Here is a 21,397-nt window from a genome sequence, read left to right as displayed (position 1 = left end):
GAAAATTCCCTGTCATGACTAATATTCCAATTCAAGTCATGTCTATGAGACTCCTACATGCGCCTATCATTCCAATGTGATAGGGGTCTGAAGCTAGGTGAAGCCGTCCTTGAAGCGAACTCGTTAAACGTGGATTTAGGGCGGTAGGCTTTAAAAACATTCTATGATGAGCGAAATCGAACCCTCGTATGTACGCTCCGTTACTCATTCCCCAATCTAATAACGAGATATATGATTGGGTCTTGCGTGAAGATATTTCTCTCTTGCCTGAGGAGAAATTGCTTATATAGGTCTTTCCAGAGTTTATATAAGATTCATGAGAGTTAGGAATAGTCTACTCATGAACAAGTAGCGTCGGAGTATAGAGGGCATCTAAGGAATGTAAAAGAAGGGCTGGTTTAAAGGGAACGTGCGAGAGCCAATAAGCGGAGGTATTGGAGCCTATGAAACTTATTGGAAGTCAGCGACACCATAGTACCTATGATGAATAGCCGTTTGTATCTTGCTATAAGTTGCTTCTGCAACGAAGTGTAGGAGAGGAGAGAAACTATTCTAGGGAAGGGTGTTAGTCGAGAAGTATTGCACTAATTGAGGAAATGTTCAAACGAACCATGTGAGAGTAAAAGAGTTAATTCATTTCGGATAGTCCATTTCTCTAATCAAGGGGGCGATCCATATAAAAATGAAGGATAATAAACAATTTCCACAAAACGAAAAAGAGCTAAAACTAGCACTCGATAGCATGTACCGAATAGCCAAAGAAAGTAGTAAACCTTTCTATAACCTAATTGAACTTATGAAGAACGAGCAGACTATACTGACCGCCATTCATAATATCAAGGGTAATAAAGGAAGCAAAACTGCTGGCACTGATGGTAAGACTATGGACTACTATCTTCAAATGGGCAGAGATAAGTTGATGTCTCTAATTCGTAGGAACATTAATAACTATCAACCTAGTCCAGTAAGAAGAAAGTACATTCCAAAATCAAATGGTAAGCAACGTCCTTTGGGTATTCCTAACATGATAGACCGCATCATACAAGAAATAGCCAAAATTGTCATTGAACCCATAGCCGAAGCTAAATTTTATCATTATAGCTTTGGTTTCAGACCAATGCGTTCAGCTGAGCAAGCTATTGCTGAAACACTTGAACGTATCAGGAGAAGCAAAACCTATTGGGTAATTGAAGGCGATATTAAAGGGTATTTCGATAACATCAATCACAATAAGTTGATTGAAATAATGTGGAAAATAGGAATCCGAGACAAAAGAGTGCTTATGATGATTAAGAAAATGCTAAAAGCAGGAATTATGGAAGAAGGAAAGGTCAGAGATAACGTTAGTGGTTCACCACAAGGCGGTATCATCTCACCTCTTTTGGCTAACATTTATCTTAATTATTTTGATTGGGAGATTGCTAGAATGTTCCAAGAGCATCCAGCTAGATACAAGGTCAAAGACGTTTCTAGAAATGGACTACAACGTGTCCGACAAAGACATGAAGATACATTTCTAATTCGATACGCAGATGACTGGGTTATCCTTTGTAAAAGCGAGGGAAATGCCAAGCGGATTCTCAAAAAAGTGGAGAAATATTTTAACCACCAATTGAAACTGGAGCTGTCCAAAGAGAAGACCTTAATCACTGATGTGAGAACGAATAGAGTCAATTTCTTAGGATTCTGGATTTTTGCAGAAGAACATCGGCTTAGAAAAGGCAACATACAAGGAAAAGCTATCCCTAACATGGATAAAGCCAAGTTGAAAATAAAGGAGATTAATAAAAATATTAAAACCCTTTATGACCATCGTGGTAATAAATCCAAACAGGTTGCCATAATCGAGAGTATCAACTCAAAGATTGTTGGCATAGCAAATTATTATAAAATCGCCAATGTATCTACTATATTTCAAGGGTTTGACAAACGTATTCATTACGCCCAATGGAGAACATGGTTGTTTATGAACAATCGACGTGGACGATATTATCAACTAACCACTCCAGCGGATACTCTCTTAAATAGAAGAGATAGACACAAAGAGCAAAAAAGTAAAGTATTCTTCATTGAAGAACATGGAGCTAAAGTAGGAATCACCAAATTTGCATTTACGCCAAAACGTAATGCGATGAAAGTGAATCTCTTAATGTCGCCCTATACAGATAATGGCCGAAGTATTTATAAACGGACAACCGGCAAACGTGAGGCACTAGAAAGACCGAATTTCTTCCAAGAAGAGATTCCTTTCTACCAACTCAACAACCGTTATCCGATATATAACTTTGAATTCTATCTGAATAGAGAATACGCATTTAACAGAGATAGGGGAAAATGTAACTGTTGTAAGGTTCAGCTAAATGAATGGAATCTTAACACACATCATAAAAACCCTAAACTACCGCTTAATAAAGTCAATAAGGTGATAAATCTGGTTTCCTTGTGCAAAACATGCCACAAGCTGGTTCACAACGAAAATCCCGTTACCAATACAAAAGGTGGAAAGAAAATAGAGCAACTTAGAAAGTTGCTTAAAGAGGTTAAGTAAGTACGGCTTTCGAGGATAAATTAACTCTTATTCGTATTTGAACAAATTAGTGTAATGGCGGTTATAGTCGTAATGCTATAACAGTCTTTATGGAGAACTGAGACAACAGTTTGAAATATGGTTTCCCGATGGAACGCCGTATGCGGTGAAAATCGCACGTACGGTGTGGGGCGGGGGAAAAGGTGGAGATTACTTCAAAGTCTTACCTATCGCACCCGAAATGGGTAGTGGCTACCTCAATCCTTACGGATTGAGATGCCACACATAAAGCGCAATGATGACAGCTGCAGTAGATGGCTATTTTCATTTAAAAGGGAAAAAAGGATATCGTACATGCGTATTTGTTCCACCAACTCTTACTGAGAAGTGGGCAAAAGAAGAAATACGACACTTATTACCAGACGCAGAGATACACCTTATTAAACGAACTGAGGATCTTATTCGTATTCATCAAGCTTGGATTCAGGCCGGGAGACCAAAACCACAAAAACCAACCTTCTTTGTTATTAGTTTTACAACAATGCGAGGAGATTCTATCAAAATGATGCCATTATCTTATAAGCAGACTCCTCTTTCTAAAAAATCTGAGGAAGAGGTGCAAAGATATTATAAGAATGGCTACTACTGTTCGGATTGTGGTGCTAAGTTACGTAAAAAAACATCTTCTATCATGGTTCAACAGGCCAATGGTGAACAAAAAGAAGTATGTCAATATAAAGATTTTACAGCTAGTGACTTAGATACTAAAACGAATAAAAATAGTGTATGTGCTGATTGTAATTCAAATATTTGGAGCCCAAAAGTAAAAACAAAATATGCAAGTTTTAAAGAGTGGACAAAATATGAGGAACAATTAGTGCAGGCAATTAAAGAGGGAAATAAACCTTTACAAAAACAACTAGAGTTAGAGAATCGTGTAAAACCATATGACGCAAAACATTCAGGAAGAGCGTATAGAAAAGTAGCTGCTGTTGAGTATATTCGTAGAAAAATGAAGCATTTCTTTGACGTTCTTATTGCTGATGAGATACATGAGCTGAAAAGTGAATCTGCACAAGGAACTGCTTTAGGAAGTTTAGCAAAGGTTTGTAAGAAAGTTGTAGCTGGAACAGGTACATTATTTGGTGGCCGCGCAAGCGATGTATTCTATACGTTATGGCGTTTATTCCCTCAAAAAATGGTTAAAAGTGGTTTTGAATACAGTTCTTTCATGGAATGGAATGAAACCTACGGAAACATCGAGAGAACATATTACCATGATGGTGAGGTCACATCTAATATAGCTTCACGCGGAGCACAAGGTACATTAGATAAAACTAAGGTTGTACCTGGTATTTCACCTTATGTGTTTACTCAATTCTTAATGGATACAACCATTAATGTACGTCTTAAAGATGTATGGCCAAATCCTGTGGAACTAGTCAACGTCCCTACAATTCTTGTTGATATGTCTGAAGAGCAGAAGCAAGCCTATGAGCATATGAAAGAGTCGTTTGAAAAAGCAATTGAAGCAGCGAAAGGTACACCAGACGCTGGGAAACTGTGGCTTTCTTATATTCGTACAGGTAATGCATATCCAGACAATATGATCCATTATCCGAACTATTACTTAGATGATGCAGGAAAAGAACTGGTTTGGTCTAATGATAAATTCAAATTTGATGAGGATTGTATACAGCCTAAAGAGAGAGAGTTGCAAAGTATATTGCGTACAGAAATTTCTGAGGGCCGTCCAACCATCGTATACGTATGTGATACAGGATCTACAGTAAAAGAACGAGACGTTCAACCACGTTTACAGAAGGTTGTAGAGCAAATATCTGGTGCGAAAGTAGCTATTCTCCGTACCAATACAGTTACTCCGCCAAAACGTAGTGAATGGCTAAAAGATCAAGTGAATAGCGGTGTGAATGTAATTATTTGCTCGCTAGAATTAGTGAAGGTGGGTCTTGATTTACTTGCAACACCTACATTGATATTTTATCAATTACCATTTAGCTTATTCGCGTTGAATCAGGCAGCAAGAAGACACTGTCGTATTGGCCAAACTAAGCAATGTAGGACCTTCTATCTTGGATACCGAGAAACGTTCCAACAGCAGATGGCGCAATTAATTGCTCAAAAGAATAAAGCTGCTGAAGCAATGAACGGTGAGGCTACAAGTGATGGTCTGAATGCAATGCTTGGTGATACTGGAGATCTACAGACTCTATTAATTCAAAACATAAAGAGTGGAAATCAATTAAAGGGTTCAACAGAGGAATGGACAAAAGCAGCATCTGATGAATCGAAGCGGGTTCTTGCAAATATCGGTAATGTGATTACACCTGTGTTTGAATCAATTGAAATTCAATTTACGAACTGGGTGGGAAAATTACCAGGAACTATGGATGTTGCATTTATGAAAGAAGTTCAATTTGTACAAAGGGCTGTTGAATGTATTAAAAAAGAACAAGTACCTGGAGTTCGAGTGAAGAAGAATGTACTTGAAATAGCTGGAGAAATAGAAGATGTCATTCGAGCTTTAACAACACTGAATACTGATAAGCGTATGCTTGTACAAAAACAAGATATCACATTCTGGGATTCAGTTATTGTTGAAGTGGATTCTTCTAAAAAGAAAGGAAAACGAAAAAACAAAGTAATTGATGGACAGTTTGAGTTCGATTTATTTGGATAATCGAGAGGGGAATATTATGTTTACAAAAATATTTATTGGTCTATTTTGTTATGTGTTTTTGGTAGTTCGTAATTCAAAGAAAAAATTTCTAATGGAAGAAGCCAAGAAAAAAGAAATGGAAAATAAACCGGTGGAACGCCCCGTTTATTGGTGCCCAAGAGAAAATAAACCTATTGGAAGGGAACAAGAGCGTGTTACTGTTCCAACAAAAGAGATCACCTTAGAAAAAGATGTAGCAAGTATATATGATTTAGTTGCTACATCTGTTCATAAGAATCTGGGTGAGGAAGAGAGTGATAGATTAAAACATGAGGATATAGAAGAAGTGGAGTATGCTGAAGATTTTCATCATACTCCCACTCCTGAGGCTGTATATGATATTCCTTTTCCAAGTGATGAGGATATACCAGTGGAATTATTAGAATATGAGGACATGTATCCACAACAAGAATATGTTTCAATTCCACCGGAAACAGAACACGTTTTTTCTGTTCAACAAGGAGTAGCTGATGTTGAAGATATGGATTTTGTGAGGTGGACTGCAAAAGTAATAGAACAAGAACAAGGACTGACACGTGTCATAAATATGTCTAATAAGAAGCGTTATTGGATTCATACAGAGGGAGAAATATTACCGAAAAATCAATTACTGTATATGAAATTAGAGGTCAATTCACCTTATTCTTATACACTAGTTGAATGGAGTAATAGACAACTAGGGAATATATAAATCTATTTCCTAGTTGTATTTTCTTAGTTAAATAGCATCAAATACAGCATTTTCTCACTCATTTGTACAAGAATAAAACATTTTTTTATTTTTGTACAAATGAGTGGGACAGAATGATTCACCATATAAAGATATTCGACTATAATGAGACATTGTACGTCATTGTAATATTGAAATGTTTTGAGATTCAAGTGATTAACAGTCTTAAAACAGGAGAATTGAGAACTCTTCGTAATATTACAATGCTTAAAATAGATTAAATCCAAACATGAGGATTATATGAAGTGAAAAATATTTTTGAGTTAAAAAAATAACAATTTTGAAAGGTGAATGTAAATGAATATTAATTCCATAAGTAACAATGTAGTAGAAAAATTAGAACAAACGGTGCGCTATGAAAAGAAACAAGTCCAGGTATTACGTGTAAGTAAAAGTAGTTCTAATATACACGCTTACATGATTTTTCCGGAATTCTCAGAGGTTAAAATTTCAAATACCGAACTGGATGAATATATAGAAAACCTGTCAACAAGCGTGAAGTATGTCATTGATCGCAAGTTGAGTCAACAAGAAATTGAAAAACAAAATCATTCTTTTATTATGACGTGTGAAGTCGAGGAAGATGGTGTGATAGATGATGAAACGATTCATTTTAATACGACGTATGTAAAACCACCAACAATTGCAAATAAAGTATTTAAGTTGGTGTGTGGATTAGGGAATCGCTTAGATAGCTTAAAAGAATTACATATTACAGTATTAAATAATAATATTAACCGAATTGAAATTGAGTTTTACAATGAAAATGAAGCATATGTGGCAGTAGAAAAAGAAGAAATTGCAAATGCAATTATGGGGGCATATACAAAAGCAAATATCTATTATGCAGCAGATCTTTATTATGCTGCAGAAGGAAATGAAATCAAATTAAAGAGCATTAAACCAAAATTAGCGGGTGATGTATGATGAAACGAGAAAAAGGAATGATAGGAGTCTTATGCACGCTTGTTTTGATGATTTTATTACTTGTACCCTTACAAGCAGCTCAAGCTTCTGTAAAAGTAGATTTTAATGAGTTAAAAGGAAATGATGTTTCGTCATCATTTACAGATGGACTAAACAATCGAACGAAAACAATAGAGAAAGATGATTCATTTGGATCATCAATCATTCAAAAGATTGAAGGATTGTATGCGCCGGCTTTTAAAGTAGGAGTCAATATCTTTTCTATTTCATTCGTATTAGGCGTTATTGTCATGGTTATGGCATTAATTACAAAGAATGGTCAATGGATGAAGTGGGCAACCGGAAGTATGATTTTCTCATTTATCAGCATGATGTCGATGAGACTAAGTGTATACTTTTTGTTTAGTTCCGATGTATTTTCATTTATGAACATCTTTACGGATTTTTTAGACCTGTTTAAAGCAACAGCACTTATTTTCACACCCTTTATGTTAATCGCAGGTATTCGTTTAAGAAGAATTCATGAGAGTACGAAACAGCCGGAATATTACCGTTGGGCCAACCGTGTCATAACAGGATCTTGTTTGCTGTGTATGTTAGCCGTACTCGCTCCATGGCTATTTGCTAATATGTAAAGAACTATATATGAAGATAGAAAAGGTACTGAATCTACATTCAGTACCTTTTATCTACCCATTAGGTTCTTTCTTTCATATTCTTCAAATACTTCTTTCGATATTGGTGATAGTATGCCGCTCAAATATACAGCGGTATATAAAAAGTATTGCCCATCTTTTGTTTTGATTGTATGAGTACCGTGTTCTTCATTATTTGGAATGATTCGTTCGATTTGTAGTTGTTTTTTATCACAAACGATCTCTTTTACTCGATATAAATTATGTATAGGTAAACGCTCAATATACAAACAAATGCGCTCTAATAGAAATAGAATAATAGTCATTTGTAGAATGAAAGCAATCTTTAATAGAGTTGGTATGGATGCAAATAACACTAGAAATATAGAGATTAAGAAAATATTTAACTTTGAAAACCACTTTTCATATTGGTTCAAAGAAATAATACTTTTCTTATTCTGGAACACCTGGAACCTCGTTATAAGGAAAAGAACTGCAAAGATCCCTTCATAACTAAACCAGGTTTTCCACTCTGTATCAGTAAGTTCTAGCAATATATATATGATACCGGTAGATATGATCAGTGGTACTAACTGTGCCAAACTAAATAGTATGGTATGTTCTAACATTCTTTTCTTATAGATGTGATTAGTTATTGAATCCAATTTTCTTAACTCCTTCTGCAATTTTCATGATGACACCGCCAATAAGTATATGGTATTCGCCTATTCCTTTTTCGTTTACATACCAGCACATATAGTGCCTAATACCTTCTTTTGCTCCATGGTCATGTAAAGGAAAAGGAGATGCGTATTTTTCAGATGACATATTATTATCACCGAAAGGAACCAGTTCTGCAAGTGCAAAACGTTTCTTCGAATCATTTATAATCCAACAACCATAGTTTACTGCTCCATACCATATTGCGTCTTTATGAATTGGATCAATAGCAGGTTGTGCTGGATAGCTTTCAGCTAGTATTTGCGCTTTTTCTTCACGAAGTTGCTGATGTATGTGTGAATTTAATGGATCTTCCATTCCGATTTCATAGGTTTCCTCAAAATTCCCACACTCATAAGGAACAAGAGGATTATTTGAATCAGCAGCTAATTGTAGACTGCAAGAATCTGATTTTGAAAGATAGTATACACAGTCTTTGCAAGTGAAAAAGTTTGAAAAAGCTGAATCTGTTTCTTGTTCTGTTACGGTATTATCTACTACAAGTTTTAACATGTCTATCACAATCCTTTTTAGGCTAGTTCGTAAATTAATATAGACGTATCATATCATGCTTATAAATAAATGTAAATATTTTCCAAATAAAAATAACCTTATTAATTTTGAAAGGACTGTTTGTATTGAATAGAAATCGAGAATATATTGCTTTGCGAAATTCTATATTAATAGGCTGGTTACTGACATGCATCGTAATAGGCCTATCTATCTATTTTTCTTCTATTGTTTATTTATTAATCGGATGTTTCATTCTATCGTTAAAATACGGATTAATGGGTACCGTGAAAAATGTGGAAAAACGTTTGCCTACCTGGGCCAACTTTGGCGTCATTGAAAAACCAGTAAATCGAAGAGTGACTAGACCTTTTCAGTTTCGAGGTGGGCTCCTTGTTTCATTAGCATTAGGCTTCGTAGAGATGGTGATTAAAGGCTTATGTATCTCATATTTTATTTTAGGATTAGAAACACATGTATATCGTTTAATGCGCAGAAATGCAAGGGTGTAAAAAGGAGGACTCTATTATGAAAGTATTGATATTTGAATTAATTCTCATTGCGGTTCTGATTCCGTTGAATATTGTTGTGAAAAAACATGTACCGAAATGGAAAGGAAAAGCCGGAGAAAAATTAGTAAAACGTATATTGAGCAAGTTGGATTCTGAAAGTTATTGCGTGTTACATGATGTTACGGTTTATACGGAGTATGGTGATACAACGCAAATTGACCATATTGTTATCGCGGAAACCGGTGTATTTGTTGTAGAGACGAAAAACTACGAGGGATGGATCTATGGAAATGAGAAAGCGGCAAGATGGACACAGGGGATTTTTAGAAAGAAATCCTCTTTTCAAAATCCATTTCGACAAAATTATAAGCATATAAAAGCAATTGAATGGGTGATGGAACAACAGCTGCCGTGCATCTCTATAGCAGCGTTTCATCCAAAATGCAGTTTAAAAAGAGTAAATGTTCATTCTAAAGGTAAACACGCCTTATATTATAACGATTTAAAAAGTTGTATTGAATCATATACTGAGGTGCAACTAACAAATGATGAGGTACAACATATTTATCAAACTATGTTGCGAGCAAACATAACGGATAAGGGTATTGAAAAGAAACATGAGAAGTATCTAAAAAATAAGTTTGCTAAACAATAATAAATGGAGATAGAGACATGTTATATGTAGTAGGGTTTATCGTAATGTCCATAGTAGCTATTCGCCTTAACATAAAGTATTACAAGTTAAAAGGGAGTCGGAAAGACATTGTAATGAAAATGAATGATTAGAAGATTTTTTAAAAATAAGCTGAGATGAGGTATATAAATCATCTCAGCTTATTCTTTTGTTAATTCTTTTAGTACATTTCAATTAAAAGGTACTTTGTTTAACCGTCGTCTTTAAAAGAAGGAAATTTATTAAAGATTGAGAGTAATGCCAAAAGGGCTAGAAAACATTTAAAGTAAAAGTTTTTTTGTTCATTTTGATATTTATAGTAAGCGTATATAGAATTATTCGCTTACTATTGTAAACCTAATATTTTAAAGTCATAAGCGTGAATTGATTTTCCTCCTTGAACAGAATTGATAATTTCTTCCATTCCTCTAACTTCAATTTCTTTAATTTTGTTACCGTTTTTTAAAGAATAAATTTCTATATAAAATTTGTTCTTTCGATCTGTATCATAGAGAAATACATATAATTTATCATCTTTGAAGAATGTTTGTTCATTATATCTAGTCCCATTAGTTACATGATAATCAATCTTAAATTTAAGATTCACTAAATTCGTTTTTGTATTAAACGTAGTGATTTCACCTAGCCCATTTATAAAATATACTTCATCATTATATAGATATGCGGAATTATTTTTTGTAAAAGGTATTGCAGCTATATAATTTTCTTCCAAGGACATTAAAATTAAGTCTTGTTTTAATGTTATTTTATCAATACGCAACAAATGTACTTTGCTTTTAACTGTATTACTATCGTTTTCAACTAAAATAGTATAATAAAAATTCGAGTCGCTTAAAATAGAAGAATAACTAGAAAATGACATCCCTTTATCTAAATCTATTGATTTGATATCTTCTATTTTCATCTTTAAATCATTGAATGTTAACTGTTTTAAACTGTATTCTTTTTTATCGATATCTTCAGTTATGAACAGAACATTTTCTGAATCCACTCCAGAACTTATGATATAATTTGGAATATTTCCTTCATGAATCCCTTTTTTATTACCATATATAATATTTGAATCATATCCTCCAGTTTCAAAATTACTACCGGAGTTATATATGTTTACAAATAATTTATTATTCTTTAAATAAAACCTTTGATCACCTGTATGTTGATATTTCACCTTAAAATCTTTAAAGTCTTCTCCAATAATTTTTAGTCTATTTTTGCTTTCTAATAAAATTTCTTTTTTATTCTCAGATAAACCTATACCGCCAAGCTCTAAACCATTCATTTTATAACCAACTGCTTTCCCGTATTTATCAATAAATACGGCATAACTAATCCCCTGACCATCCATGTCTTGATCAGCTGTAGAAGAAAGGTATACTACAGCTTGTTTATCTTTTAAAAAATCTTTTTTCTGAATTTCCTTCTCAGATATTAAATTTACTTTTGAACTACTGAAAAAGTAAAAATAGAGTATTCCTGTAATCAAGATAATACCTAAAATAGAAAATAGTAGTTTTTTCATTAGAATGTATTCCTTTCTGGCAAGAAAAAGTGCAACAAATTTATTCGTTGCACTTTTTTTATTAAGTATTACGAATTATTGTAGTCTGCTTCGCATCACAAACATCTCGTGGATATACGCCAAGTCCACCATCTTTGTCTAAATCTAAACCACCATTAATCTGATAAGCTGACCAGATAAGCTTTGAACAGTTTTTATCTCCATAATGATCGGTACTTCTGTTTGTAACAAAGTTATAAGAATATCCGTCTTTACCTACGCGATCCTTTGCCCACCATGCAGCATCATTTTTATTTTGCAATTAACAGCACTAGTAATAGCAATGTTATTAGTCTTTCAAATTAAACAGGGTAAATTGACAGTAGGTGATTATGTGGCTTTAATGTCTGCGATAATAACAATTCAAAGTACATTGGGTAGCATTGGGATGAACGTTGGAAAAATTTTCGAGATTAACTTATATGTAAAGAATCTATTTGAATTCCTACAATTAAAAAATCCATTACAAAACAAAGAAAAAACATTATCTTTTCCCGAAAGTGATTTTTCAAAAATTGAAGTGAAGAATTTGTCTTTTAACTATCCAAATCAAAACCAAACAACTTTGAAGAATATAAATTTTACAATAAAGAGAGGTGAAAGAATAGCTATAGTAGGTGAAAATGGGGCTGGAAAAACCACGTTAACAAATTGTCTACTTGGTTTATATATTCCTTCAAATGGTGGAATATATTTTGATAACATAAATATAAACAATATAAAAATTAGTTCATTGAGAAAAAATATTTCGGCTGTATTTCAAGACTTTGTAAAGTATCATTATACTATAAGGGAAAATGTTGGATTTGGAAATTTAGAAGATTTACATAATAATGAGAAAATATACTCTGGATTACATCAAGTCAATTTAGATTCGTTAATTAATAAATTTCCACTTGGAATTGATGCAATATTGGGAAAAGAATTTAAGAATGGACAAGACTTATCTGGGGGACAATGGCAACGAATTGCTATTGCACGTGCATTTTTAAGTGAAGCTGAAATATTAATTCTAGATGAACCTACTTCTGCTATTGATCCAAAAGCCGAATTAGAAATATTTAATTGTTTCCAAAATTTAGCTCAAGGAAAAACTGCATTTATGATTTCACACCGATTAGGTCCAGCTCGTTTGGCAGATAAAATTTTAGTTTTAAAAGAGGGAATATTAGTTGAACAAGGAACTCATGAGGATCTTATGAAATTGAATGGTGAATATACACGAATGTATAATGCACAAGCAAATATGTATAAAGAAAATGAAGAAGATGAGAACGCTAATTTGGTTCAAATTCCTTAAGGAAGGTGTCAAAATGAAAGAAATACTCGAAGTGAAAAATTTAACAAAAGTATTTGGAGAAAAAAATAATACAGTACATGCACTTAAAGGCGTTAACTTAAAGTTATATGAAGGGGAATTGGTAATAGTAATGGGACCAAGCGGATCTGGTAAATCTACTTTTCTCCATATACTCGGTGGTTTAGAAGAACCTACTTCGGGTAATTTGTTTGTTCATGGAAAAGAAATTAAAAATTTTTATAAAGAGCCTATTGCCTCTAAATATAGAAGTGAAAATATAGGATTTGTTTTTCAATCATTTAATCTACTTTCATCACTCACTGCTAAAGAAAATATATCTTTACCATTAATGTTTACCAAAATGTCGCACCAAAGTATAGAAAAGAGTACTGATGCCATAATAAAACTTGTTGGATTAGGAGATCGAAAAAATCATTATCCTTCTGAACTTTCTGGGGGACAACAACAAAGGGTAGCTATTGCTAGGGCATTAGTTCATCATCCAACTATTTTATTGGCAGATGAGCCAACAGGGAATTTAGATTCAGAAAACTCGAAACATATTTTAAGTTTATTTCTAAAAATGCGTGATACGTTAAAACAATCAATTATTTTAGTGACTCATGATCCTATGGTTGCTACATATGGGGACCGAATTATCATTTTTCGCGACGGAAATATTGTGCATGAACACGTGAATAATAAAAAGAAGGATGTCCAAGAACAAATTAATGAAATTATTAGTCACCTTCGTATAGGGGGTTAACTTCAAAATGAAAATGTTTAGTGTTGCATGGAAGAATATAAAAAAAAGTAAAAGGAGATCACTATTCACTTGTTTAGCCGTAATTTTAGGTATTAGCACTTTAATTAGTATGACAGTTTTATATCAAAAGCTTGAACAATCCGTTAAAGAGGAGATAAAAGAACAATATGGTAGTGCAGAAATACGTGTTGGTTATCGAGAAAGTAAATTATTAAATAAAAAACAAGTAATTGATATCAAAGATACAGCGAAGCCAGTAAATTCGTCACGGATCTTAATTAATCCCCATAAATTTAATAAATCTTATGATGGTCAATGGAATGGAATATATTATATTGCTTCGGACAATAATATACTTGCCAAAGAACTTTATAGATATCAAAAAGATGTAAATAATAATGAAGTAATAATCTCTGAGAAATTAGCTGATAGATTAAAAGTAAAAGAAGGTAATACTGTAAACCTTCCTTTCCCTAGTGGCAAAGTTCTAGAAGTAAAAGTAAAAGAGATAATTAAAAACTCGTCAGAGAATGCTCCAGGGCTAGCGATTTTGAATCTTACATACATTCAGGAGGAATTTGAGATTAATGAAAATATAAACCTCCTTTTACTAGATGTGGAAGAATATGTTAATCAAAACTATTTAAAAAAAGAATTAATGAATAAATATAATCAAGAGTTAGATATTGATATACTTGAAGAGTATGATTCTGCTAAAAATAATCTTAAGAGTTTGAATGTTCTGGGGATGGTTCTAGGAGGCTTAACAATTTTAATAAGTAGTTTATTTATTCTAAGTAACTTTCAAATGTCGATTCAGCAACGTCAACGTGAACTTGCAACATTACGTGCGATTGGAGCAAAGAAAAAGCATGTATTTATGTTTATATTTACTGAGGCAATCCTACTCAATACAATAGGCACAATTATAGGGGTAATCCTTGGTGTTTTTTGTGCAATGTGTCTATTAAATATTGTTGGTGAGCTACTTGGAATCACTAGAATGGTTGGAAATATTGATTGGCTCACTGTAATTGGTATTAGTTTTATAAGTTGGTTATTTATTATGATAATTTCAATGATCCCTGCATGGAAGACAACAAAGTGCGCCCATAAGGGCCTTGTAAACTCTGATTTAGTAAATCAGCGGGTGAAGTGAAACAAGATAACAACCCGACACCGGTAGCCTTATCCGTAATCGAAAGTGAGCGGGGAGTGTAGCATGGCTGCAACGGGATAAGTCACTCTAATGTCATGAGTGCGACTGAATTTCTAGGTGTACCGTGGTAAACAAGGTTGAATGCTAAACTGCGTGAAGGATAAATCAAGGGGTCTTATCGACGACCATATCGAAATAGACATTGAAACGATATGTCTCTAGTTCAGCTCATCTATTTTTTGTGGAGAGAGGTGTGTTTCACACTAGAGAACCAACTAAAGTACATTAGTAAAGATTGAAAGTCCCAACCGACATTACTACAAACTATTTACAAGGTACTAAATGGGGATTACCTAAGTGGAAGCGCCATTTATGGCTATAGAGGATGATTTCAAGGTAAAAACCAAGAAATGTGGCTCTTGAATATTCCATATGGTAACGGAGCCTTCGTAGTAGTCAGAGATAGGGAAAGCCTATCACACTAACGTATGACAAATTACGTTAGGTCATGGTTGTGAAATCAGGATGGCGAAGGAAGGTAGTCAATTAGTTCATGATGATAATAAACAGGAAGGAAGCGAGATGCTGATGAGAAATCCAGTTTATGTATTGAACACCTTGTCGAAGAATACTATTAAAGAAAACTATAAGTTCAAAAGATTATATAGAAATCTTTATAATCCAGAATTCTACTATAAAGGTTATCAAGAAATATATGCCAATCCAGGTAATATGACCAGAGGAACCATAAATAAAACTGTTGATGGCTTCTCAAAAAATAGAGTATCTAAAATCATCAACAACATTAAAAATGGTAACTATAAACCTACTCCTGTTAAGCGAGTATATATTGATAAAAAAGGGAGTAAGAAAAAACGTCCTCTTGGGGTACCGACATTTGACGATAAACTTGTCCAATTAGTAATAAAGTATATCTTAGAAGCAATTTATGAACCAAACTTCTCTGAGAACTCACATGGATTCAGGAAAAATAGGGGTTGTCATACAGCTTTGAAACAAATTAAAAAGAGTGGTAATGGAACTAAATGGTTTATTGAAGGTGATATTCAAGGTTTCTTTGACAATATCGACCACCATATCCTAATTAACCTACTAAGAAAACGTATCAATGACGAAACACTCATCGGATTAATATGGAAGTTCCTAAGAGCTGGGTACATGGAGGATTGGCAATTCCACAAAACATTCAGTGGAACACCACAAGGAGGGATTCTCAGTCCTCTTCTTGCCAACATATATCTAAACGAACTAGATATATACATGGAAAAATACGCTGAAAAGTTCGGAAAAGGTCAACCAAAAGACAGAGAAGTTGATAAAAGATATCAATACTTACACCTCAAAATAAAAAGAGGGCGTAAGAAAGCAGACTTACTAAGAGAACAAGGTAAACACAATGAAGCTCAGGAATTAATCGAGCAAGTCAACGAATGGGTTAAGGAAAGGGGACAACGTCCCTACTACAATCCAATGTCGGATAAATTTAAGTCACTAAAATATGTTAGATATGCTGATGACTTTATTGTAATGATAATCGGCAGTAAAGATGATGCCAAAGCCATTAAATCTGATATAGCTCAATTTCTCAATGAAGAATTAAAATTAACTTTATCAGAAGAAAAAACACTTATCACCCACTCTAGCAAGAAAGCAACATTTCTTGGGTACAACGTCAATATCACTAGAAACGAGTTATTTACCAAATACTCGGTGAAAGGTGCAAAAAGAAGACATCACAATCTAAAAGTAAGACTTGAAATCCCCCATGAAACATGGCGAAATAAATTACTTGCCCTGAATGTTTTAGAAATGAAGTATGTGAATGGGAAAGAAACTTGGAAACCAAAGCATAGACCGGAAATGGCACACCTAGATGATTTGGAAATACTACATAATTATGTATTACAGATCAGAGGGATGTACAACTACTACAAATATGCAGTTAATTCAACGGTACTCCAAAAATTCAGTTACGTTCTAGAATACAGCATGTATAAAACATTCGCCAATAAATATAAAAGCTCAATCGGAAAAATTAAGGGGAAATATTGCAAAAACGGTGTATTCATAGTCAATTACAAAGATAAAAAAGGCAAACAACACTCTCATTCTTTCTACAGGGAAGGATTTAGAACGGTTGATATAACTAAGATGAAAACACAAGAAAATAACATCGACAACTTGTTAGCCTCAAGAGTTCATATGTCAACAACTAGTCTTATGGATAGGTTGTCAGCCAACAAATGTGAACATTGTGGTAAAACCGATTCTAACTTAGTAATGCACCATGTCCGAAAAATGAAAGATGTTGAGAAAGGCAAAGCCAAATGGCAAAAATTAATGATTGCCCGTAGACGCAAAACATTAGCCGTATGTGAGGATTGCCATAATGAAATTCACTATGATATGAGAGTAGAACTTATAGCGAAAAACAGAAAAAAATAACTTTGACAAGCAATTGATGGAGAGCCGTATACTCTGAGAGGAGTACGTACGGTTCGGTGAGGGGTTTTGAGAAACCTATCATAGCAATATGACAAGGCGCTCGCTTCCTACTCTACAATATTACCAATTCAAGTGGTAAGAGAAAGTACAAATTTAGCAGTAAAGAAAAACTCTGCTTTCCACAATATTTGTGTATTCATTTTTTTATTGGGAGCGATAGTAGCTTTCTTATTAGGATATGTTTTTAATAATGGATTTATTTTAATTTTAGGTTCATTTTTATTAATCATATTAGTATTTCTATCTATTAGTAAACTTTTAGGACCTATATTAAATGGAATTACTTTATTATTTTATAGATTAATTGGCCCAGAGTTATTGATTACTAACAAAAATTTTATTGCTCAAAAGCGAAAAAATAGTACAGTAATCCTTTTATTATCTTCACTAATCATTGTTACTATTACTGCTACTTCTTTGCTAAATGTTTTAAAGGCGGGTATGAAAGAAGTAGCTTATCGTAATTTCGTAACAGATATAGTTATTAGTAGTGATCTATATATGAATAGTACACTTCTTCCAGAGATAAATACAACGTTTGAAGAAATAAAAGGTGTTAAAACAGCGATACCTGTTACTGTAGTAGCTGGTGGCGAAATAAAAAAAGAGCAGTCTAAAGCATCTATTTGAAGTGACCCCTAAAAGTTAGACACGGTTATTTCATTAGGCAGCTTGATAAAAGTGAGTCCGGTATTGTACCGGGCTCATTTTTAATTTTGCCTTAATCCGTTTCGTATTATAATAATCTATATATTTTTCTAATTCTATTTTAAAGTGCTCTACATTTTCAAATTCTTTTATGTAGAGGAACTCCGACTTCATAATCCCAAAGAAATTTTCTATTACTGCGTTGTCGTAACAGTTGCCTTTTCGAGACATACTCTGGACGATAGCTCTTGATTCAAGAGTACGGACGTACTGTCTCATTTGATAATGCCATCCTTGATCCGAATGCATCAGTAGCTGGTGCGTTTCAGGTAAACGTTCCAATGCTTTCTCTAACATGTCTGAAACAAGCGAATACGTCGGTCTAGAACCAATTGTATAGGTAATAATTTCACCATTATACAAATCTAATACAGGTGATACATACAGTTTTTCTCCAAACAATTTAAACTCTGTGATGTCTGTTACCCACTTTTGATTCGGTGCATCTGTATGAAAATTACGCTCTAAAATATTAGGTGCAATTCTACCGACTTTTCCTTTATAGGATTTATATTTCTTCATACGCACAACACACTTTAACCCAAGCTCTTTCATAATGCGCTGAACCTTCTTGTGGTTCACTTTCTGGCCACGATTCGTTAATTCATCACGAATGCGACGGTAACCATAACGACCTTCATTTTCCTCATAAATCGCTTTAATCTCAGCTTTCAAATCGGCATCTACATCTGGACGATTCATTTTCTTTACTAAATCATAATACGTGCTTCGAGGAATAGTAGCTAGCTCCACGAGTGCCTTCACCGAATATTTATGCCTTAATTCATAGACTACTTGCGCTTTGTCTTGTTTTGTGATTTTTCCTTGTTTTGAACTAAGGCATTTAACTTTTTTAAGTACTCATTTTCCATCTCAAGCTGTTTAATGCGTGCTTCAAGTGCTTCGACTGACCCTTCAGCTAAAGGTTGTTTTAATTGTTTATTTGAATCTTTTTTCATGGATGGACGCCCCTTTTTCTTAGATTGAAGGGCATCAATTCCTTGTGTTTCGAGCTGTTTTTTCCAAACAGAAATCGTTGAAGGGGCAGGAATATTAAAGATAGCTGCCGTCTCAAATAAGGACATACCGTTTTCAATCATAAAGTTTAGTACGTCTAGTTTAAATTGTTGTGTGTAATTTGTACATCGTTTTAGAAAAGCTTCCAGACCATTCTGTTTATATTGGTTTACCCAATTCAAAATGATTGTGTCACTTATACCGAGCGATCTACCCATTTCTCGATAACTTTCATTTCCGTTCAAATAACGTAGAACGATTTGTATTTTTTCATCAGCTGTAAATTTAGCCATAGAAAAACTGCACCTCCAATTGTTAGACTGTGTCTAACAATTGGGATGCAGTTCAATTGTTACTTATGCGGCTACTGATTTAGAAAAGATGATAAAATTAAATTTATTACCTAATTTAAAAAGTATTAATAGTAAAGATGCTGTTGTACTCTCAGAAATGCAAGCAAAACAATTAGGTTTAGGAGTAGGAGATGAAGTATTATTTTCTATTAAAGGAAAAAATAATCAAGATATAAAGGCTTCATTGAGAATTTCAACTATTATTGATCATATACCTGGTAATGATGTGGATGATTGGATACTCATTGATATTCAGAATCCAATTTCCATTTCAAAACAACTGCCATTACGGAAAATCTTACTAGATATTGATAAGAAACATCAAAAAACAATTGAAAGCGAAATCAAAAATATCAAAAAGAATAATCCAGAAATTTCTTGGGGGGATTTAGAGTCCAGTCTCAAAGAAATAGATCAACAAATTAGTCAAAGATTTGTGGTATTATGGGCTGCGATAGGGATACTTATTATAATTGGTATGCTTGGATTAATTAACACTTTGACATCTACTATACAGACATATCGGAAAGAATACGCTATACTTAGAGCTGTCAAATTATTACCTAAGCAGATTGTCAAGATGATATTAATTCAAAGCTTCTTGTATAGTTTAATATCTATATGGATAGGTTTGTTATTGAGTTTTGTACTAGCATATTCATTATCAATTTCATTAGAAAGTTCATTTTCGATTTCATGGGCTACAATCATAATAATTGTTCTTTTGGTACTTTTCTTGACCTTATTAATATCGCTACCGATTGCTTATAAACTAAGTAGAAAGACAATTACACATGAATTGACAGTGGATTAATAATATTAGAGTATAAAAATAAGGATAACAGGAATAACAATTCTCGTTATCCTTATTTTTATTTTAAGGAACAGATCTTAATTTTTCTTAAAATTCATCTACTCTTGTAGGGGTACGGAAACGATTCGGGAGATGAGGGGCCACTCTGGGATTTAATTACAAATATAAAATAGAACTTTATTCAAGTTCTTTTAATCTACGATATAGAGCGGCCTGACTCACTCCTGTAATCTGACATATTTCCTTTACTGTTTTATTGGTATGTTTTCGTAATTCAATTGCATGGTTCATGCCAGGATGTTTATCTGTGTATTTCTTCATTCTTCCTCTATATACTCCTTTTTGTTTTGCTAGCTTTATTCCCGCATGTTGTTTTTCTTTAATCATTTCACGATCTAATTCACTAAAGGCAGCCATGACAGTTAAAAAGAATTTTCCTGTTGGAGTTCTAGTATCTATTCCTAAATTTAAAATTGCAAAGTGAACATCCTTTTCCCGAAGTTGTTCTACTAACTGTAGTAGCTGAATGGTATTTCTACCTAAACGATCCATTCTAGTTACGACCAAAGTATCCCCAGGAGTTAGTTTTGACAGTATAATGTCTAACTCTGGCTTTTGTTTTGTTACTCCACTTATTTTCTCTTTAACAATTTCATCTACTCCATATTTCATGAGCTGTTCAATCTGTGTATCTAGATTTTGATCTTGTGCACTTACACGAGCGTATCCATAGACCATTATTATCCCTCTTTTTGCATATGTTTTTGATAAGTGTTATTGAGAGTCTCTGAGACTAATAATATCAAGGAAAAGATTTCTTCTCAATAGGGTACACTCTATTGAGAGGATAGATATGCAATTATGCATATTTATATTTTTTTATTTTAATAACAATGAAACCTAATATATAATTGAAAGGTTTTTTACGAATTGATAAGGAGATGCGAGTATGAAGAAAATCATAGGACTTATATTATCATTATTTTAATTATTTTCTACCTATGCACCAATGTTTACAGAGGAAGTCGAAGTTTTAAATCAAATAGGTCGCGTCAAAGAGAAAGGAGACTGGTATTATTATGGATCTCGTCAACATCATGCGAATTTTACACTAAGAGATTTTCAAATTAAAAAATCGGTTTTACTTTATATTAAGAAGTCTCTATAAACGGGCTACTACATTTAAAAAATGAAACATCTT

17 protein-coding genes and 2 pseudogenes are annotated in these 21,397 nt (G+C 33.5%); 13 read left to right on the top strand and 6 right to left on the bottom strand.

Annotation, left to right across the window (positions count from 1 at the left end; all coding sequences use genetic code 11):
* Positions 1–682: 682 nt before the first annotated feature.
* The 5 genes and pseudogenes from ltrA (at position 683) to QCI79_RS32685 (ending at position 7,559) form a co-directional block, all read left to right on the top strand.
* A complete protein-coding gene (ltrA, locus tag QCI79_RS32705; RefSeq protein ID WP_000654328.1) occupies positions 683–2,548 on the top strand; it encodes a group II intron reverse transcriptase/maturase in 1,866 nt (621 codons plus the stop codon).
* 268 nt (positions 2,549–2,816) lie between these two features.
* Positions 2,817–5,228, top strand: a pseudogene (locus QCI79_RS32700) (DEAD/DEAH box helicase); the annotation flags it as partial.
* 16 nt (positions 5,229–5,244) lie between these two features.
* On the top strand, positions 5,245–5,958 hold the full coding sequence (locus QCI79_RS32695) for a hypothetical protein (RefSeq protein ID WP_000494364.1): 714 nt from the start codon (positions 5,245–5,247) through the stop codon (positions 5,956–5,958).
* Positions 5,959–6,294: 336 nt separating this feature from the next.
* Positions 6,295–6,924, top strand: a complete 630-nt coding sequence (locus tag QCI79_RS32690; RefSeq protein ID WP_021728513.1) for a hypothetical protein — start codon at positions 6,295–6,297, stop codon at positions 6,922–6,924.
* Positions 6,924–7,559: a hypothetical protein gene (locus QCI79_RS32685; protein WP_021728512.1), complete on the top strand. Its 636-nt coding sequence runs from the start codon at positions 6,924–6,926 to the stop codon at positions 7,557–7,559. The genes QCI79_RS32690 and QCI79_RS32685 overlap by 1 nt, the downstream gene beginning before the upstream one ends.
* A 50-nt stretch (positions 7,560–7,609) precedes the next feature.
* Here the strand turns inward: QCI79_RS32685 and QCI79_RS32680 are convergent, their stop codons facing one another.
* Both QCI79_RS32680 and QCI79_RS32675 read right to left on the bottom strand, forming a co-directional pair.
* Complete coding sequence (locus QCI79_RS32680; protein WP_021728511.1) at positions 7,610–8,188, bottom strand: hypothetical protein; 579 nt, start codon at positions 8,186–8,188, stop codon at positions 7,610–7,612.
* A gap of 19 nt (positions 8,189–8,207) precedes the next feature.
* Positions 8,208–8,792, bottom strand: a complete 585-nt coding sequence (locus tag QCI79_RS32675) for a hypothetical protein (RefSeq protein ID WP_021728510.1) — start codon at positions 8,790–8,792, stop codon at positions 8,208–8,210.
* A 125-nt stretch (positions 8,793–8,917) separates the two neighbouring features.
* On the opposite strand from QCI79_RS32675, the gene QCI79_RS32670 reads away from it, so the two are divergent.
* The gene (locus tag QCI79_RS32670; protein WP_048549447.1) at positions 8,918–9,301 is read left to right on the top strand and encodes a hypothetical protein; all 384 of its coding nucleotides are present in this window, start codon (positions 8,918–8,920) and stop codon (positions 9,299–9,301) included.
* 16 nt (positions 9,302–9,317) lie between these two features.
* On the top strand, positions 9,318–9,956 hold the full coding sequence (locus QCI79_RS32665; RefSeq protein WP_021728509.1) for a nuclease-related domain-containing protein: 639 nt from the start codon (positions 9,318–9,320) through the stop codon (positions 9,954–9,956).
* A gap of 364 nt (positions 9,957–10,320) precedes the next feature.
* Here the strand turns inward: QCI79_RS32665 and QCI79_RS32660 are convergent, their stop codons facing one another.
* A complete protein-coding gene (locus tag QCI79_RS32660) occupies positions 10,321–11,514 on the bottom strand; it encodes a hypothetical protein (RefSeq protein WP_021728508.1) in 1,194 nt (397 codons plus the stop codon).
* 61 nt (positions 11,515–11,575) lie between these two features.
* Positions 11,576–11,812: pseudogene (locus QCI79_RS32655) on the bottom strand (hypothetical protein); the annotation flags it as partial.
* Positions 11,813–11,896: 84 nt separating this feature from the next.
* On the opposite strand from QCI79_RS32655, the gene QCI79_RS32650 reads away from it, so the two are divergent.
* The 5 genes from QCI79_RS32650 (at position 11,897) to QCI79_RS32630 (ending at position 17,934) form a co-directional block, all read left to right on the top strand.
* Positions 11,897–12,853 (top strand): ABC transporter ATP-binding protein, encoded by a 957-nt coding sequence (locus tag QCI79_RS32650; protein WP_021728506.1) that lies wholly within the window; start codon positions 11,897–11,899, stop codon positions 12,851–12,853.
* A gap of 13 nt (positions 12,854–12,866) precedes the next feature.
* Positions 12,867–13,619, top strand: coding sequence for an ABC transporter ATP-binding protein (locus tag QCI79_RS32645; protein WP_021728505.1), 753 nt, complete (start codon positions 12,867–12,869; stop codon positions 13,617–13,619).
* Positions 13,620–13,626: 7 nt separating this feature from the next.
* The gene (locus tag QCI79_RS32640; protein WP_023901371.1) at positions 13,627–14,778 is read left to right on the top strand and encodes an ABC transporter permease; all 1,152 of its coding nucleotides are present in this window, start codon (positions 13,627–13,629) and stop codon (positions 14,776–14,778) included.
* A 588-nt stretch (positions 14,779–15,366) separates the two neighbouring features.
* A complete protein-coding gene (locus QCI79_RS32635) occupies positions 15,367–17,244 on the top strand; it encodes a reverse transcriptase domain-containing protein (protein ID WP_031310562.1) in 1,878 nt (625 codons plus the stop codon).
* Positions 17,245–17,451: 207 nt separating this feature from the next.
* Positions 17,452–17,934: a hypothetical protein gene (locus QCI79_RS32630; RefSeq protein WP_131256230.1), complete on the top strand. Its 483-nt coding sequence runs from the start codon at positions 17,452–17,454 to the stop codon at positions 17,932–17,934.
* A 33-nt stretch (positions 17,935–17,967) separates the two neighbouring features.
* On the opposite strand, the gene QCI79_RS32625 is transcribed toward QCI79_RS32630, so the two are convergent.
* A protein-coding gene (locus QCI79_RS32625) for an IS3 family transposase (protein WP_085959128.1) occupies positions 17,968–19,322 on the bottom strand; the annotation gives its coding sequence in 2 pieces (ribosomal slippage) (positions 17,968–18,869 and positions 18,869–19,322; 1,356 coding nt in all).
* Positions 19,323–19,362: 40 nt separating this feature from the next.
* Between QCI79_RS32625 and QCI79_RS32620 the strand changes: the two genes are divergently transcribed.
* The gene (locus QCI79_RS32620) at positions 19,363–20,196 is read left to right on the top strand and encodes an ABC transporter permease (RefSeq protein WP_021728447.1); all 834 of its coding nucleotides are present in this window, start codon (positions 19,363–19,365) and stop codon (positions 20,194–20,196) included.
* A gap of 177 nt (positions 20,197–20,373) precedes the next feature.
* Here QCI79_RS32620 and QCI79_RS32615 read toward each other — a convergent pair whose 3' ends face one another.
* On the bottom strand, positions 20,374–20,934 hold the full coding sequence (locus QCI79_RS32615; protein ID WP_021728448.1) for a recombinase family protein: 561 nt from the start codon (positions 20,932–20,934) through the stop codon (positions 20,374–20,376).
* Positions 20,935–21,397: the final 463 nt, after the last annotated feature.

The sequence above is a fragment of the Bacillus cereus group sp. MG1 genome (assembly GCF_040460035.1).
Taxonomy (GTDB): Bacteria; Bacillota; Bacilli; order Bacillales; family Bacillaceae_G; genus Bacillus_A; species Bacillus_A cereus.
Note: the sequence above shows the minus strand (reverse complement) of the source record. Positions and strands in the feature narration are given on the sequence as shown.

Excerpts from the sequence above, each read along its gene's own strand:
- QCI79_RS32690 (WP_021728513.1), top strand. The coding sequence starts at position 6,295 with ATGAATATTAATTCCATAAGTAACAATGTAGTAGAAAAATTAGAACAA.
- QCI79_RS32685 (WP_021728512.1), top strand. The coding sequence starts at position 6,924 with ATGAAACGAGAAAAAGGAATGATAGGAGTCTTATGCACGCTTGTTTTG.
- QCI79_RS32675 (WP_021728510.1), bottom strand. The coding sequence starts at position 8,792 with ATGTTAAAACTTGTAGTAGATAATACCGTAACAGAACAAGAAACAGAT.
- QCI79_RS32680 (WP_021728511.1), bottom strand. The coding sequence starts at position 8,188 with ATGTTAGAACATACCATACTATTTAGTTTGGCACAGTTAGTACCACTG.
- QCI79_RS32645 (WP_021728505.1), top strand. The coding sequence starts at position 12,867 with ATGAAAGAAATACTCGAAGTGAAAAATTTAACAAAAGTATTTGGAGAA.
- QCI79_RS32640 (WP_023901371.1), top strand. The coding sequence starts at position 13,627 with ATGAAAATGTTTAGTGTTGCATGGAAGAATATAAAAAAAAGTAAAAGG.
- QCI79_RS32650 (WP_021728506.1), top strand. The coding sequence starts at position 11,897 with ATGTCTGCGATAATAACAATTCAAAGTACATTGGGTAGCATTGGGATG.
- QCI79_RS32615 (WP_021728448.1), bottom strand. The coding sequence starts at position 20,934 with ATGGTCTATGGATACGCTCGTGTAAGTGCACAAGATCAAAATCTAGAT.
- QCI79_RS32665 (WP_021728509.1), top strand. The coding sequence starts at position 9,318 with ATGAAAGTATTGATATTTGAATTAATTCTCATTGCGGTTCTGATTCCG.
- ltrA (WP_000654328.1), top strand. The coding sequence starts at position 683 with ATGAAGGATAATAAACAATTTCCACAAAACGAAAAAGAGCTAAAACTA.
- QCI79_RS32635 (WP_031310562.1), top strand. The coding sequence starts at position 15,367 with ATGAGAAATCCAGTTTATGTATTGAACACCTTGTCGAAGAATACTATT.
- QCI79_RS32695 (WP_000494364.1), top strand. The coding sequence starts at position 5,245 with ATGTTTACAAAAATATTTATTGGTCTATTTTGTTATGTGTTTTTGGTA.
- QCI79_RS32660 (WP_021728508.1), bottom strand. The coding sequence starts at position 11,514 with ATGAAAAAACTACTATTTTCTATTTTAGGTATTATCTTGATTACAGGA.